The following is a 15,121-nucleotide window of genomic DNA, read 5'->3' as shown; positions in this document are numbered from 1 at the left end:
TACGAATTATGTCAAAATATACTGATTATAATTTTCAGCCATTTTTGCAGGACGCAATTGCAAAATTAGGCTTCACAGAACCAACGCCAATTCAAAAAGAGATTATTCCACTTATCCTTAAAGGGAAAAGTGCAATTGGCCAAGCACACACAGGTACAGGGAAAACACATAGTTTCCTAATTCCAATTGTGCAACGTGTTGATGTGTCAAAACAGGAGGTACAAGCTGTTATCACATCACCAACACGTGAGTTAGCGCAACAAATTTTTGATGCGTTAAGTCAGTTAATAGAAGGAACGGATATTCAAGCGAAGTTATTCATTGGGGGTACGGACAAACAACGCTCAATTGATAAATTAAAATCGCAACCGCAAATCGTTGTTGGTACGCCAGGACGTATTCGTGATCTTGTGAAAGAGCAAGCGTTATTTGTGCATACTGCACCAATTTTAATTGTGGATGAAGCGGATTTAGCTTTCGACATGGGCTTCATTGAAGACATCGACGGTTTTGCTTCACATATGCCGGATAAGCTTGAAATGTACGTATTTTCAGCAACAATTCCAGAACGTTTGCAACCATTCTTGAAAAAGTATATGGAAGCGCCAGTTCACGTGCATATGAACGATAAACGCCCTGTAGCAGAAGGTATTGATTTTGTATTAGTACCGATTCGTTCAAAATCACGCAACAAGCGTTTACTAGAAGTTATTGAAGGCATCAATCCATTCTTAGCGGTTATCTTTACGAATACACGTAAAACAGCTGAGCACGTAGCGGGCTATTTAACGGAAAATGGTATTCGTTGTGGACAAATTCACGGTGACTTAGCGCCTCGTGAACGTAGCCGTATGATGAAGCAAATTCGCGATTTAGATTATCAATATATCGTAGCAACTGATCTTGCTGCTCGTGGAATCGATATTCAAGGGATTTCTCATGTTATTAACTACGAAATTCCGGAAGATTTGGAGTTCTTTATCCACCGTGTTGGCCGTACAGCGCGTGCTGGAAATAAAGGAACTGCGATTACATTATTCGAGCCATCTGATGAGGATGCATTAGCACGTGTCGAAAAAATGGGTATTCCTTTTGTACAAAAAGATGTAAAAGACGGTGAATGGACAGAACTGAAAGAACGTCATGCCCGTAAAAACCGCGTCAAGCAAGAAAATGAAATAGATGCCAAAGCCAAATCAATGGTGCGTAAGCCTAAGAAAGTAAAACCAGGTTACAAACGTAACATGAAATGGGAAATGGAAAAAATTAAGAAACGTGAACGTCGCTTAAAAGCTCGCGGTAAAAAATAAGGAGGGGTTTAGATGTTACTTGGCTCACATGTTTCTATGAGTGGCAAGGAGATGTTGCTTGGTTCTAGTAAGGAAGCTCTTTCTTACGGTGCTAATACCTTTATGATTTATACCGGTGCTCCTCAAAATACACGACGTAAGCCGATTTCTGAACTTAATATTATGAACGGCTTACTGCATATGAAAGAAAACGGCATGTCTAATATCGTTGTACATGCACCGTATATTATAAATATAGCGAATACAGAAAAGCCGGAAACATTCCGTCTCGGTGTGGATTTCCTACAGTCTGAAATCGAGCGTACAGCTGCGCTTGAAGCTACACAAATTGTGTTACATCCAGGTGCACACGTAGGCGCAGGTGCAGATGCCGGAATCGCTAAAATTATTGAAGGCTTAAATGAAGTATTATCACAAGATTTCCCCGTGCAAATCGCTTTAGAGACGATGGCAGGAAAGGGAACTGAATGTGGTCGATCATTTGATGAACTTGCTAAAATTATAGATGGTGTAACAAATAATGAGCGTCTTTCTGTATGTTTTGATACATGTCATACACATGATGCTGGTTATAATATCGTAGAAGATTTCGATGGCGTTTTAAACGAATTCGATAAAATTATCGGTATTGATCGCATTAAAGTATTGCACATCAATGATTCTAAAAACGTACGAGGTGCAGGAAAAGACCGTCATGAAAATATCGGCTTTGGCCATATTGGTTTTGATGCGTTACATCAGATTGTGCATCATCCACAATTAATGGATGTACCTAAAATTTTAGAAACACCATTTGTTGCACTAAACAGCGATGCCAAATCAAAATCAGCTCCATATAAATACGAAATTGATATGCTGCGTAGTGGAGAGTTCAAACCTGAACTTATTGATGCATTACGTGGCTAAGTAAATAAAACAGCCTGATATCAGTAGTGAACTGATTTTCAGGCTGTTTTTTATATTCTAATAGTAGAAAGTAAGATAATACTGCGGTTATGATGTCATTCAGCGCTCATAGCAAGAATACCAGCATTCAACTAGCCAATCCAGCAACCACTACAACATATCATTACACTTTAAAGCAAAACAACCATCAGTCTGTGTTTTCACCCTTACTGATGGTTAGCAAACTAATTGGAAAGCTACTATATTATTTTGTAAAGAGTGCTATTAGTTGTCGGGAACGTTTTCTTCCTAAAACTGCTTCGACCTCTACAAGAATGTCCTTAGGAATCCCTACAAATAGCCAAGAAAACGAAAATTTCTCTAAATAAGGTCGGAGTTTTTTCACTTCAGATGTGCTAATTTCAAAGCCCTCGGCCCGTGCAAATGCCACAATTTCCTTATCCGTACTTTGTGCTAACTGCTGTAAAAATTGAATACTCATTGCGAAGCCTCCTTTTTAGTCGTATATTCTTTACAAATGCCATACTTTCATTTATACTCAATCTTTGTAAATCGTAATGATTCTGAATTAGAAAGAAGCTGTAAAAACATGAAGACACCATTAATTGAAATTGAAAATGTGTCATTTCAATATGACTATACACACGTATTGAAAAACATTTCTTTTCAAGTGGAAGAAGGAGATTTTCTAGCGTTACTAGGTCCGAATGGCTCTGGGAAATCAACACTATTAAAAATAATTTTAGGTTTGCTTAAACCTATGTCTGGAGAAATTAAATTATTTGGTGAGCCTAGCGCTAGCTTTAAGCATCGTGAGTGGATTGGTTATGTTTCACAAAAATCCAATGCCTTTAACTCGGGTTTTCCAGCTACTGTACAAGAGGTTGTAAAAAGTGGTTTAACGAAAAAATTAGGGCTATTTAAGCGACCAGCACGAGATGTGAATGAAAAAGTGAGAACAGCTTTAAAAGCTGTTGGTATGGATGCCTTTATGGAACGAAATATCGGTGAGCTTTCTGGTGGTCAGCAACAGCGAGTATTTATCGCTCGTGCATTAATAAGCGAGCCGAAGCTGCTTATTTTAGATGAACCGACAGTTGGAATCGATCATGAGAATGTACAGTCATTTTATGATATGCTGGTGAAATTGAATCGGGAACAGGGAATTACAATGATTCTTGTCACGCATGATGTGGATACAGTGTCGAACCGTATTAGTCATGTGGCATGTCTGAACCAAACAATTCACTTCCACGGCTATAAAAATGACTTTGATAATATTTCACAGGATGCACTAGAAGCTTGGTATGGTCATTCTGTGAGGAAGATTCACTAAAAGGAGAAGGCATAATGATTGAAGCAATTTTTAACTATGAATTTTTACAAAACGCCTTTTTCTCCGGGCTAATTATTGGCATCATCGCACCACTTTTAGGAGTATTTATCGTTGTCCGCAGGCTTTCCCTAATCGCAGATGCGCTATCACATGTTACATTAGCAGGTATTGCAGGGAGCTTGTATTTAAGCCAGTCAGTAGCAGTATTTGCGTTACTCAATCCTATTTATCTAGGAATATTTGCATCTGTCAGTGGATCGATTTTAATCGAGCGCTTGCGTCGTCTATATAAGCATTACGAAGAGCTGGCGATTCCGATTATTATGTCAGGTGGTATTGGTATTAGTGCGATTTTTATTTCGCTAGCAAGCGGTTTTAGTACCGATCTAATGAGTTATTTATTTGGTTCGGTATCAGCAGTATCACGTCAAGATTTATATGTTGTTTTGGCAATCGCTATCGTCGTTGTGGCCTTTTTATTCTTGTTCTTTAAAGAACTGTTTGTACTATCGTTTGACGAGGAATATGCAAAGGCAAGTGGTTTACCAGCACGCTGGGTTCACTTACTATTCATGATTGTAACGGCACTCGTGATTGCGGCAAGTATGCGTATTGTTGGTATTTTACTAGTATCATCCCTAATGACTTTACCGGTAGCTGCAGCAATGCGATTAGCTAAAGGCTTTAAACAAACAATCATCTATTCGATTGTCTTTGGAGAAACAGCTGTATTGATTGGCTTAGTTAGTGCTTTTTATTTAGATTTAGCACCAGGTGGTACGATTGTAGTTACTTCGATACTTATATTATTACTAGTGATTTTAGGTAAGAAAATGGCGTTAAAAATGTCTGCGAAACAAGGAGAGGGAGCACTGTGAATATTTCAAGAGCGTGGGAAATTTTAAAAGAAAACGGCTATAAAAAAACAGATAAACGTGAGTTGATTTTAGACATGTTTGCTGAAACAGATAAATATTTAACCGCTCGTGATTTACTTCAAGTGCTAAAAAAAGATTTTCCTGGTATGAGTTTTGATACGATTTATCGGAATCTCTCAACATTCGTGAAGCTAGGGATTTTAGAAGAAACTGAATTATCAGGAGAACGTAATTTCCGTATGCACTGTGAATCGGAGCATCACCATCATCACTTCATTTGTATGGATTGTGGTAATGTCAAAGAGCTCAATATTTGCCCAATGGAAATGCTCGGTGAAAAATTACCTGATTATGAAATTGAAAACCATAAATTTGAGATTTATGGGAAATGTCCGAAATGTAAACTAGAAATCCTATCTGAATAATAGTAAGCCGCCTCATTCCCTGCATAGGAATGAGGCGGTTTTATGTTTAGTTGGGCTTTTAGAAGGTATTCTAGACAATTAAATACGAGTTAGAAAGCTAATTATACGGATTGTATTTTTTCGTCTATATTTTTCAATTGAGGGATAGATGAGGGGAAATAAGCTGATGTAGCTTACTCATTCTGATTTGGTGTTGTATCTTTAAGGTTTATGTAAGGTTTAAATTAAACTGTTGTAAGAGTTGAGAGTTACTATGGTAATAAAGTTGTTGAATAAATATTATAAGGAGAATGAAAGAATGAATGAATCAATCACTCAAAAAGAAAGAATTATTTCCTTAGACATCATCCGAGGACTAGCGTTATTTGGAATATTGTTTATTAACGTGGGGGCTTATCAAATTATAGTTGAAGGTGGGGCACTCCCAGATTATAGTGGTATAAACGGTATTATCGATACATTAATCGATATTCTTATAGAAAAAAAGTTCTTTTCTATTTTTTCATTCCTATTTGGAGTAGGTTTTTATATATTCACTTCACGTGCTGAAAGTCGCGGTGACAAACCTAGATGGCGATTTGTAAGACGTTTATTATCTCTTTTAGTAATTGGAATCGTCCATGTCTTTATCTTTTGGGGCTCAATTCTCGCAATATATGCAGTCATTGGCTTATTCCTTGTCCCTTTTTATCACGCAAAAGTCTCTACAATTAGTAAGTGGTTATGTGGAATTGTGTCTGCCCATATCATTGCTCTTTTATTGCAAGTTTTTGTCCCGAATACAGGAGTATTTTCGAATGTTATTAATTTTCTAGGAAATGATGCGATAGCGATCTTTATTATGTTTTTATCAGGTTTTCTAGTAGCTAAAGCAGATTGGGTTAGCCATATCAGTGAATATACTAAACAAATAAAGTGGATACAAATGGGGACAATCCCATTCTTCATCGGTTTCTCTATTTGGATTTGGTTTGCAGCTCAGGGTGATAATCAAAATATGAACTCGATCATTGCTTTAGGTTTAATACCAACAACATATTTTTATTTAACAAGTTTATTTCTAATTCTAGAAAATAAGCAAATCGTAAAATTTCTTAAGCCAATTGCATGTGTTGGTCAAATGGCTTTTACTAATTATGTGGCTCAAAGTTTTATCGGACTAGCCATTATTTCATTAATGGGTCTTGAAGTTGTATCACCGAACAACATAGTCATTATTTCTATCTTAATATTTAGTATCCAAATTATCTTTAGTGTTGTTTGGTTTAAATTTTTTAAGATGGGACCATTAGAGAAAGTATGGAGATTTATGACATATGGAAAAAGAACGGCTTAAACATGGAGTAGGGCACGAGTCGAACTAATAGCAAATATTATTCGAGTAAAAAACGACGGACGATTAAAATCATTAATCGTTCGTCGTTTTATTTATAGTTATTGGTGTTTGTTTTGGAATTCAACCATGAAGTCACGTAATGCTTCACAAGCTTCTAATGGTACAGCGTTGTATGTTGATGCACGGCAGCCGCCAACTGAACGGTGACCGTTTAAGCCGACAAAGCCAGCTGCTTTTGCTTCAGCTAGGAATTGTTTTTCAAGCTCTTCGTCAGCAACGCGGAAAGTGATGTTCATTAATGAACGGCTCTCTGGAGTTGCATGACCAGTATAGAAGCCATTGCTGTTGTCGATTGCATCGTAAATCACTTTTGCTTTTGCTTCGTTGTGCTTCGCAATTGCTTCTACGCCGCCTTTTGACTCAACCCATTTCAATACTTCACCTAACATATAAATACCGAATGTTGGAGGTGTGTTGTATAAAGAATTGCTATCAGCATGCGTTGTGTATTTTAACATAGTAGGAATGTTAGTATTCTCTTTCTCTAGTAGATCTTTACGGATGATGACTACTGTTACACCAGATGGTCCAAGGTTCTTTTGTGCACCTGCATAGATGATGCCAAACTTGCTTACATCCACAGGCTTAGAAAGAATGTCACTAGACATATCTGCAACTAACGGTACATCACCTGTTTCAGGGAAGTTTGTCCACTGTGTACCGTAAATTGTATTGTTTGATGTGATGTGTACATACGCATCATCTGCATTAAATTTGATATCTTCAAGTGCAGGAATATTGCGGTATTTATTTTCTTTTGTGCTTGCAACTTCTACTGGAGTTCCAAATAGTTTAGCTTCTTTGAATGCTTTTTCTGACCAAGATCCAGATAGCACATAGCTAGCTTTTTTGTCAGCTTGTAAAAAATTCATAGGAATCATTGTGAATTGAAGGCTTGCTCCACCTTGTAGGAAAAGCACTTCATAGTTTTCTGGAATTTCATAAAGTTTTTTTAAGCGAGTGATTGCTTCGTTATGTACCTCGTCGAAAATAGCGCTACGATGACTCATTTCCATAATAGACATACCAGAATCACGGAAGTTTACTAGTTGTTGTTGCGCGCTTTCTAATACCTCTACTGGAAGAGCAGAAGGGCCTGCGTTAAAATTGTATGCACGTTGTGTCAAAATTGTACACTCCTTATTTGTTTGATGAAAACTCTTTATATGAAATTATAACTTAAATCTAATAAGAAAAGACAGAATTCGTAATATTTTGTTTACAGAGCATTAAAATGAACTAAATTGTTATTCAACCTAGTAAATTTACGCATTTAACAGATAGCAATGCACACAATTACCATGCGATTTATAAAATAGAGAATAGGAAAACATTTATCTTTTTCTTAATGAAAGAGGTGTTTTGTATGGTAATAGAAATGCTACAATCGTTAGAAAATGGCTTTCGTTTATTTGATTGGTATCACATAAGTTGGTTGCTATTTACTGCATTTGTTATTTATAGTATTAATGGAATTTATAGTAAATCGGATGTTGAAAAAAGAAGAATAATTCGAGTAATATGGGCACTCCTTATTTTGATGCTTGAGTGCATTAAAAATCTAGTGTTAGTAGGGCAAGATGCATTTTGGTATGGCTCGTTACCATTCCACCTTTGCGGCTTGGGCATTTTCATCGTATTGGCTCATGCGTTTCTGAAAGGTAATCGTATGGATATGCTACTCTATTGTTTGACGATGCCAGGTGCCTTCATGTCACTGTTAACCCCAGATTGGACGGATATGTCAGCGTTTAACTATTTGCATGTTCATAGTTTTTTATTTCATCTACTATTATTTGCGTATCCTGTGACGATGTTAGCGGCGAAAGAATTACAGCTATCCATTCGTAAAATATGGCAGCCGATTGTATTTTTATGTGTCACAGTTCCAATTGTTTACGTTTTGAATGGTATGTGGGATACGAATTTTATGTTCGTCAACAAAGCAGCTGAAGGGACACCACTAATGTTGCTTGAACAATATGTTGGTGAAAAGTATTATATATTTGGCTTTATTGGACTTGTCATCGTGTTTTGGATCATACTTATAGTGCCAGTTATTCTCTGGAAAAGGCGATAATACTAGTTTGCTATTACAGAGCTGATTACACTCGGTAGCAAGTGGTTTACCTACGGAATAAGTGATTTTACTCTCGTTGACTTTTTTTACTTAACACTAGCCAGAATTATGAGAGCTAAATAGAGGGAGGATCTTAGGAATGAAGATTACTGCAATTATAGAAAATACTAAGCATGACAAGAAGTTAACAGCAAAGCATGGATTGTCTTTGTATATCGAAACTGAAGAAATAGATATTATTTTTGACTTAGGACCAGATAGTACTTATATAAAAAATGCAAAATCGTTAGGAATAGATTTGAGCAAAGCGCATGCAGTCATTATTTCGCATGGACATTCTGACCATATTGGTGGATTACCTTATTTAAATGAAGTGAATGAGCACGCGCAAATATATTTATCGCAATATGCGCTAGAACCTCATTGGCTTAAAATAGGTGCCTATTACCACAAAGTTGGGGCTAATAGTGCTATACAGGATATTTATGAAAACCGTTTAAATTTCATTAATCAAGATATGGAGATTGCAAAAGGAATACATATAGTCCATTTAGAACCAACGAATAATTATACAAATAATCTTTATAAAGGAAGTCCCAAAGAGTTAGATGATTTTAATCATGAACTAATGTTAGTTATTGAAAGTAATAAGGGGCTAGTTCTGTTTAGTGGCTGTAGCCATCACGGTATTGTAAGTATGGTTGAAGTAGCATTGAAGAAATTCCCTGGTAAAAAAATTGATAAGATAATCGGCGGATTTCATCTAATTGGACTACCTATCCTAAACACGTTAGGGAAAACAGAAGAAGAAGTTATGGCGATTGGTGATATATTAAACGAGATGCCGATAAATTCTTTCTACTCGTGCCATTGTACAGGTCCTAAAGCATTTAAAATGCTTAAAACTATATTAAAAGAAAAATTGCATCCGTTTAAAACTGGTGAATCTATAATTTTGAAGTAACGAAAAAATAGGTGAGTGAGGTATAACATGGATAAGGGAAATCTTGATCATAAGCTGTTCTTGTTTTTCTTAGAAGACCATATTACTTTTTTTACAAATAAGGTAGATACTGATGTTCATCAACATCATTATATTCAAGTAACACTGTCGCTCGATAAAATGTTTACAGTTGAAATTGAACAAGAAGTATTTCAAACAAGTGGCATTATTATTGATTCTAATAAACCGCATAAACTACAAGGAACAAATGGCTGGCAATTATATGTGTTAGTCAATCCAGAATCGTCATTTGGTGAAACATTACATCACAAGCTAGAGGATAATGGATTTTATTCATTTGATTATATAGATATGGCGTTACTTTCAAAGTTTAAATCAATTGAAAGCCTCCAACAATATAAGCAGTTTCTACAACAATTAATGGAAACATTACAATTACATAAAATAGAGGCACATTCTCCCCTAGATCCACGTATTCAACAAGTAATTAATTATATCGGAAATACACAATTTGAAGAAATTACAATCAAAAAGTTAAGTGAATATATATTTCTATCAGAAAGTAGATTATCTCATTTGTTTAAGGCAGAAATGGGCATTTCTTTAACGAGTTTTTTAGTGCATGAAAAGTTGAAAAGAGCTTTTTTATTAATATTTACTGGTATGAAAATGACGGATGCTGCAATTGAAGCGGGTTTTCATAGCTCTTCGCATTTTACGAGAAGTGTCAGAGACAAATTAGGTATGAGCCCAAGTTCTATTCGAAAAGATAGCATCTATTTGAAAGTTTAAGAAAATAAAACCCTTTATAGTTGAAGTATAAGGGGGCGATGAAATTGAGCAATTATTTATCGGATACAGTGATGTTGGATTTTCATAGTCCGTGTATTCAACAACTCGTCAATCGAAAAGGTTGGCAGCAATTATCGGAAAAAGAAAAAATCTCGAATATATATGATTTTGTCAGAAATGAGATTAAATTCGGCTATAACAGTAGCGATGATATACCGGCTTCTCAAGTATTACGGGATGGCTACGGTCAGTGTAATACAAAAAGTACGCTCTTAATGGCACTATTACGAGCTGTCAATATCCCATGTCGTATTCAAGGCTTTTACATCGATAAAAAAATGCAAAAAGGTGCTTTAACAGGGATTACATATCTGGTCGCACCGAAGAATATTGTACATGCATGGACGGAAGTGTATTTTGAAGGGGAGTGGGTCGCTTTAGAGGGGGTAATTATCGATGACGATTACTTGCATCAAGTAAAGGACCTGCTTTGTCAATCGAATGGGGGCTATATTGGTTACGGCATCGCAGTCGAACAAAAGGAACGAATGGATGTATGCTGGCGTGGGCAAAGCACCTATATTCAAAGTTTTTCAATTACAGATGAACTTGGTGTTTATAATAGCCCTGACGAGTTCTTTAAAAAATATAATAATACGAATGGCTTTATGAAAAGAATATTATTTAATATACTACGAAAAAAAATAAATAAGCGATTAGAATGGATTAGAAAGGTATGATAAAGCATGGTGGAGTTATGTTCGAAAATCAACAGTTAAAAGTTAATGATATTAAAATAAATTATTATGAAGCGGGTGTTGGGGAAACGGTATTATTACTTCACGGAAATAGTCAAGATGGTAGAATCTTTCGAGAAATATTCCGCCAGTTAGCACGGAAGCTTCATGTGGTGGCAATAGATAGTCGTGGACATGGATTGAGCGAAAGTGGTGAAATGCCTTTTACAATCGAGCAATTTGCAGAAGATATACTGTCATTTTGCCACAAAAAGAAGCTGAAAAATATCGTGGTAATTGGTTATAGTGACGGAGCAAATATTGGATTATATTTGAATCATTTAGCTCCAGGTTTAATAACTAAATTAATTAGCATTTCAGGAAACTATCAAGTACAAGGCATTAAAAAGTGGTTTCGGTTGTGTGTATTTATATTAGCGAATTGTGCAAGAATATTAGCTCTCTTTAGTAAAAAAATGCAACAATACTATTGGAAGTTGGAATTAATAAAAAAAGATATTGGCCTACAACAAAGAGATTTTAAGAAGATGTCACAGCCCACATTAATTTTAACAGCACAAAATGACTTGATTTATATGAAGCATACAATCGAACTTCATAATAGTATAGCAAATTCACAATTATTTGTTGTCAAAAACAGTAACCACTTTAACATTTTGAGTAAAAAAGAAGCGTACGTATATATTGAAAAATTTTTAGATATTACTTTAGAATCAGAAGACTAATAGTAGCTAAAAAAGCAGGAAGATTACATTTTGTGAATCTTCCTGCATAAATATTGTGAATAGGTTATCTTTATGGTTGCTAGAAATGAAGGTGACAGCTATTCTTGAATCGTGAAGATTTCAACGGTATCAATGAATGTGTTACCAGTCTTACAAGGCTTAAATGTGCTAATATAAGCTGTTTTTGAATCTTGGCTCCAATGTCCAGAAAGCATAATGACAGCACCCAATTCGGCATTTTCCATAATACGCACCGTATTTACAAGCTGATTATTTACTAACTCGGCCATATAAACATTGCTTTTATAATCATTACCAACTTGTACTGGTGTATCGAAAAGGATTTTACTTTTATCAGGAGATAACTTGTAAAATGGAGTCCAAACCCCTTCATCATCCTTACCTCCTGCAACAAATTGAGTAACCTCATTTGACTCTAAATTCAATAAGTAAATTCCTGTTTTTCCTTTATAGGTATCATTGAAAATGATATTAGTGGAATCGATAAATTCAAATTGATACATGGAGTCAATATTTGTTAAGTTGGAGATTGTTTTTATCTCTCCAGCATTGTTTAAATGATACAAACCATAGCCATTTTCAATAGAATCGCCAACTATGTATATACCATCTTCATCCTTTTTTATTGAATTTAGTTCGAAATTATCTAGTTTGAAAATATTTGTTAAATCCCAAGTTCTTACTTCAGAAGAATCAACATTGATGACATGGATTTTAAACTCGTCCCTAAACTCTACATAAAAAATTTCTTTTCCTTCATCATCTGCGAAATATAAATACTCTTCGGAACCTTCTTCAATTAATTTTTCTGTCTTCGTGGTAAAGTCTAAAACATACATTTGATCATCTATTCTAGATAGTGCGCGATTACCATTTTCGGATAGTGCAAAAAATTCCTGATCCGAGAGTTTGCTTTCTACTTGTGTGGGAAGATGCAACGTATTGATAGCGCCATTTTTAGTATAGTAAATGTGCTCATCCCGAAAGCCTTTAAAATCTGCCTTTTCCGTCACTGGAATTGTGGACGTATGTACAATGGCTAGGTTACTATCCGCTAGGGAACTATCTAATTGTACATCGTCATTTATCGTTACGGTTTTTTGTGTATTTGCTTCCCCTGATAACGAACAACCCGCAACCATGATACATGCTATTGTTAACACCGTAATTCCTAAATACTTTCTTTTCATGTTGAATTCCTCCTTTAAACTGTTTTGTCCACATATTTATCATAGGAGATAGATATTGCCAAACTGCAAACAGTTATTGCTGAAATGTTGCCAACTTAGGTAAGTTAATTTCGATGATTGTTTGTGGCTGTTGATAGTTAAATGAAATAGACCCATTGTGCTGTTCGATAATTTGCGCACAAATGAAAAGTCCTAATCCATGATTCCCCTTGGCTGCAGTATGAATAAAAGGTTCAAAGGCATGTGTGATAATGTCAGGAGGAATTGGCTGGCTATGGTTTATTATTGTAATACGATCATATACACATATTTCGATGGGATGATTGGACAGTCCATGTTTGATCGCGTTATCGATGACATTAATGATGACCTGTCGTATTTCATCTTTATGGCCGTTCATCATAAATGATTGTCCTGTTATAAGAATAGGCATCGCATATTTTGTGGCTTTCAACTGCAAATCTTCGCAAATAGACTGGATTAGCGGAAACAAATCAAAAACTTCAAAACTTTTAAAAGTAGTTTCAGACTGCGCTTTAGAAAACGACAGCAATTGCGAAACCATTTCATTTAAACGATCACTTTCTAATCGAATTTTCTGTGCTGCTTTTTCTAAAAAAAGCGAGTCGTCAAAGTCTTTTTCACCGATTATTTGTGCATAGCCAGAAATTGTCGCAAGGGGTGTTTTCAGCTCATGTGTGACATTATGAAAAAAGTCTGTCCTCTTTTTCTCGAGTATTAATACTTTTTCCTTTTCCGATTCAATCACATGAATCTGCTGACGGATTTCATTTTGCATGTGCTGAAATTGTATTGCGAGCTCACCGATTTCGTCTGATGTATGGATAGGTGTACTCACGCTGTAATCACCATTTGCAATTCGTTTTGTTGCGCTAGTTAATGTACGCAAAGGCTTAATAATTTGGCTTGTTAATAACAAGGAAATCACAAAAACACCGACGAATAATATGATTGTCAGTAAAGTAAAGCTATGTAATAGTTGTTGATTATGCTTGTACATTGCTGAATAGTCTCCCGTAAACCTTAGCACACCGTGAAATTCGTCTTGAACATAAACAGGGTAGGCAAAGTAAATAATCGTACCCTCAGTTAGTTTTTTAGGCGTATAAGCAGCTTTGTTCTGAAAAGCTTGTTGTAATTCGTTACTGCTATTTTCGTCAATATCGGTTTCATATTTTGTATTTTCCATGAGAATGGGAATGTTGACGGGTACGGCTTCATATAAAAACTGCCCGTCTGTTTTGTAAATGGCGACGCTTTGCGCATGGAGTTTACTTAATTCCTGGGCAATTGAACTGCCATACTCAATAAACAAGTCATCTTTAGCTCTGTGAATTTGTGAAAACTGCTTAATATATTCTTTCGAAGTATGTTGTAGTTTCGTTAAGTCATTTTGAATCACGGTCATTGTATTGTTTTCTATCGTTTTTTCTAATAGTTCATTAAAGAGCAGTGCTGCAATTGCAAATAATAATAAAAACCCTAGAAAAAACTTTTTTCGAATTGTCCATTTCATCACTTAGTTTCCTTTCATCCGGTAACCTGTACCAAAAACAGTGTCGATGATGGTAGACGCAAGTTTTTTTCGAATTCGCTGAACATGTACATCCACAGTGCGAAGTCCGCCTTCAAAGTCCATCGCCCAAACAGTATCCAAAATCTCTTCCCTTGTAAATACTCGATTCTTATTTTGTGCAAACAATAATAGAAGTTCGTACTCTTTAGGTTTTAGTGCCACGATTTCATCATGTATGAATACAAGATGGGCTCGTGGATCGATTTTAATCGCATCATTGATTGTTAAATAATGAAATGTACTTTCAATAGGCTGACGTCGAAGTAAAACCTTTACACGTGCAATGAGCTCTCGTAAATCAAAGGGTTTTGTCATATAATCATCAGCACCAAGCTCTAGACCGAGTAATTTATCGACAATATCATCGCGGGCAGTCAACATCAAAATAGGAACATTACTTGTGGCTGTTAGTTTTTTACATAATTCAAAACCTGTCGTATCAGGTAACATCAAATCCAAAATCACTAGGTTGATATCTCCACCTTCAAAGCGAGTTAAGGCAGCTTTTCCTGTAGCTGCGCTATGGACGATAAAGCCTTCTTTTCGTAAAGCATACGCTAAAATATCGGTAATTGATTCTTCATCTTCTATTATTAGTACTGTTTTGTTCATTGCTGTAACTCCTTCACTATAGCTATCGTTTCATTGTACTAAAAAGTTATTGCGAAAATATTGCTAACCCTATATGTTTATCTATTTTTTGTATTTTTCATCATACTAATAGGCATATACATCACTAACTA

Annotated in this window: 16 protein-coding genes; 11 read left to right on the top strand and 5 right to left on the bottom strand. The window is 35.7% G+C overall.

Going from position 1 to position 15,121, the window contains the following annotated elements; all coding sequences use genetic code 11:
- Window positions 1-8 precede the first annotated feature (8 nt).
- On the top strand, window positions 9-1,310 hold the full coding sequence (locus ACIQZG_RS00155; protein ID WP_402753136.1) for a DEAD/DEAH box helicase: 1,302 nt from the start codon (window positions 9-11) through the stop codon (window positions 1,308-1,310).
- A 12-nt stretch (window positions 1,311-1,322) separates the two neighbouring features.
- Complete coding sequence (locus ACIQZG_RS00150; protein ID WP_402753135.1) at window positions 1,323-2,216, top strand: deoxyribonuclease IV; 894 nt, start codon at window positions 1,323-1,325, stop codon at window positions 2,214-2,216.
- 244 nt (window positions 2,217-2,460) lie between these two features.
- Here ACIQZG_RS00150 and ACIQZG_RS00145 read toward each other — a convergent pair whose 3' ends face one another.
- Window positions 2,461-2,697 carry an endonuclease IV gene (locus ACIQZG_RS00145; protein WP_402753134.1) on the bottom strand — a complete coding sequence of 79 codons (237 nt, stop codon included), beginning with the start codon at window positions 2,695-2,697 and terminating at the stop codon, window positions 2,461-2,463.
- Between the two features lie 108 nt (window positions 2,698-2,805).
- Between ACIQZG_RS00145 and ACIQZG_RS00140 the strand changes: the two genes are divergently transcribed.
- From ACIQZG_RS00140 to ACIQZG_RS00125, 4 genes are all read left to right on the top strand, one after another.
- Window positions 2,806-3,552, top strand: coding sequence for a metal ABC transporter ATP-binding protein (locus ACIQZG_RS00140; RefSeq protein ID WP_402753133.1), 747 nt, complete (start codon window positions 2,806-2,808; stop codon window positions 3,550-3,552).
- Window positions 3,553-3,566: 14 nt separating this feature from the next.
- A complete protein-coding gene (locus tag ACIQZG_RS00135; RefSeq protein ID WP_402753132.1) occupies window positions 3,567-4,430 on the top strand; it encodes a metal ABC transporter permease in 864 nt (287 codons plus the stop codon).
- Window positions 4,427-4,855, top strand: coding sequence for a Fur family transcriptional regulator (locus tag ACIQZG_RS00130; protein WP_402753131.1), 429 nt, complete (start codon window positions 4,427-4,429; stop codon window positions 4,853-4,855). The genes ACIQZG_RS00135 and ACIQZG_RS00130 overlap by 4 nt, the downstream gene beginning before the upstream one ends.
- Before the next feature lie 298 nt (window positions 4,856-5,153).
- Window positions 5,154-6,191 (top strand): DUF418 domain-containing protein, encoded by a 1,038-nt coding sequence (locus ACIQZG_RS00125; protein WP_402753130.1) that lies wholly within the window; start codon window positions 5,154-5,156, stop codon window positions 6,189-6,191.
- A gap of 98 nt (window positions 6,192-6,289) precedes the next feature.
- On the opposite strand, the gene serC is transcribed toward ACIQZG_RS00125, so the two are convergent.
- On the bottom strand, window positions 6,290-7,378 hold the full coding sequence (gene serC / locus ACIQZG_RS00120; RefSeq protein WP_402753129.1) for a 3-phosphoserine/phosphohydroxythreonine transaminase: 1,089 nt from the start codon (window positions 7,376-7,378) through the stop codon (window positions 6,290-6,292).
- A 239-nt stretch (window positions 7,379-7,617) separates the two neighbouring features.
- Here serC and ACIQZG_RS00115 point away from each other — a divergent pair, with 239 nt between their 5' ends.
- The 5 genes from ACIQZG_RS00115 (at window position 7,618) to ACIQZG_RS00095 (ending at window position 11,570) form a co-directional block, all read left to right on the top strand.
- Complete coding sequence (locus ACIQZG_RS00115; protein ID WP_402753128.1) at window positions 7,618-8,331, top strand: YwaF family protein; 714 nt, start codon at window positions 7,618-7,620, stop codon at window positions 8,329-8,331.
- 139 nt (window positions 8,332-8,470) lie between these two features.
- Window positions 8,471-9,295, top strand: coding sequence for an MBL fold metallo-hydrolase (locus ACIQZG_RS00110; RefSeq protein ID WP_402753127.1), 825 nt, complete (start codon window positions 8,471-8,473; stop codon window positions 9,293-9,295).
- Window positions 9,296-9,322: 27 nt separating this feature from the next.
- Window positions 9,323-10,087, top strand: a complete 765-nt coding sequence (locus ACIQZG_RS00105) for a helix-turn-helix domain-containing protein (protein ID WP_402753126.1) — start codon at window positions 9,323-9,325, stop codon at window positions 10,085-10,087.
- Between the two features lie 38 nt (window positions 10,088-10,125).
- A complete protein-coding gene (locus tag ACIQZG_RS00100) occupies window positions 10,126-10,827 on the top strand; it encodes a transglutaminase-like domain-containing protein (protein WP_402753125.1) in 702 nt (233 codons plus the stop codon).
- The gene (locus ACIQZG_RS00095; protein WP_402753124.1) at window positions 10,824-11,570 is read left to right on the top strand and encodes an alpha/beta fold hydrolase; all 747 of its coding nucleotides are present in this window, start codon (window positions 10,824-10,826) and stop codon (window positions 11,568-11,570) included. The genes ACIQZG_RS00100 and ACIQZG_RS00095 overlap by 4 nt, the downstream gene beginning before the upstream one ends.
- 98 nt (window positions 11,571-11,668) lie before the next feature.
- Here the strand turns inward: ACIQZG_RS00095 and ACIQZG_RS00090 are convergent, their stop codons facing one another.
- The 3 genes from ACIQZG_RS00090 to ACIQZG_RS00080 all read right to left on the bottom strand — a co-directional run bounded on the left by ACIQZG_RS00090 (window position 11,669) and on the right by ACIQZG_RS00080 (window position 14,990).
- Complete coding sequence (locus ACIQZG_RS00090; RefSeq protein ID WP_402753123.1) at window positions 11,669-12,781, bottom strand: TolB family protein; 1,113 nt, start codon at window positions 12,779-12,781, stop codon at window positions 11,669-11,671.
- Between the two features lie 73 nt (window positions 12,782-12,854).
- On the bottom strand, window positions 12,855-14,318 hold the full coding sequence (locus ACIQZG_RS00085) for a sensor histidine kinase (RefSeq protein ID WP_402753122.1): 1,464 nt from the start codon (window positions 14,316-14,318) through the stop codon (window positions 12,855-12,857).
- A gap of 3 nt (window positions 14,319-14,321) precedes the next feature.
- Window positions 14,322-14,990 (bottom strand): response regulator transcription factor, encoded by a 669-nt coding sequence (locus ACIQZG_RS00080; protein WP_402753121.1) that lies wholly within the window; start codon window positions 14,988-14,990, stop codon window positions 14,322-14,324.
- Window positions 14,991-15,121: the final 131 nt, after the last annotated feature.

This window comes from Lysinibacillus sp. NPDC096418 (genome assembly GCF_044762775.1).
In the GTDB taxonomy this organism is placed as follows: domain Bacteria; phylum Bacillota; class Bacilli; order Bacillales_A; family Planococcaceae; genus Lysinibacillus.
Note: the sequence above shows the minus strand (reverse complement) of the source record. Positions and strands in the feature narration are given on the sequence as shown.

Bases quoted from the DNA above. Each gene is read 5' to 3' on its own strand.
- ACIQZG_RS00155 (WP_402753136.1), top strand. From the start codon at position 9: ATGTCAAAATATACTGATTATAATTTTCAGCCATTTTTGCAGGACGCA.
- ACIQZG_RS00150 (WP_402753135.1), top strand. From the start codon at position 1,323: ATGTTACTTGGCTCACATGTTTCTATGAGTGGCAAGGAGATGTTGCTT.
- ACIQZG_RS00145 (WP_402753134.1), bottom strand. From the start codon at position 2,697: ATGAGTATTCAATTTTTACAGCAGTTAGCACAAAGTACGGATAAGGAA.
- ACIQZG_RS00140 (WP_402753133.1), top strand. From the start codon at position 2,806: ATGAAGACACCATTAATTGAAATTGAAAATGTGTCATTTCAATATGAC.
- ACIQZG_RS00135 (WP_402753132.1), top strand. From the start codon at position 3,567: ATGATTGAAGCAATTTTTAACTATGAATTTTTACAAAACGCCTTTTTC.
- ACIQZG_RS00125 (WP_402753130.1), top strand. From the start codon at position 5,154: ATGAATGAATCAATCACTCAAAAAGAAAGAATTATTTCCTTAGACATC.
- ACIQZG_RS00115 (WP_402753128.1), top strand. From the start codon at position 7,618: ATGGTAATAGAAATGCTACAATCGTTAGAAAATGGCTTTCGTTTATTT.
- ACIQZG_RS00110 (WP_402753127.1), top strand. From the start codon at position 8,471: ATGAAGATTACTGCAATTATAGAAAATACTAAGCATGACAAGAAGTTA.
- ACIQZG_RS00105 (WP_402753126.1), top strand. From the start codon at position 9,323: ATGGATAAGGGAAATCTTGATCATAAGCTGTTCTTGTTTTTCTTAGAA.
- ACIQZG_RS00100 (WP_402753125.1), top strand. From the start codon at position 10,126: ATGAAATTGAGCAATTATTTATCGGATACAGTGATGTTGGATTTTCAT.
- ACIQZG_RS00095 (WP_402753124.1), top strand. From the start codon at position 10,824: ATGATAAAGCATGGTGGAGTTATGTTCGAAAATCAACAGTTAAAAGTT.
- ACIQZG_RS00090 (WP_402753123.1), bottom strand. From the start codon at position 12,781: ATGAAAAGAAAGTATTTAGGAATTACGGTGTTAACAATAGCATGTATC.
- ACIQZG_RS00085 (WP_402753122.1), bottom strand. From the start codon at position 14,318: ATGAAATGGACAATTCGAAAAAAGTTTTTTCTAGGGTTTTTATTATTA.
- ACIQZG_RS00080 (WP_402753121.1), bottom strand. From the start codon at position 14,990: ATGAACAAAACAGTACTAATAATAGAAGATGAAGAATCAATTACCGAT.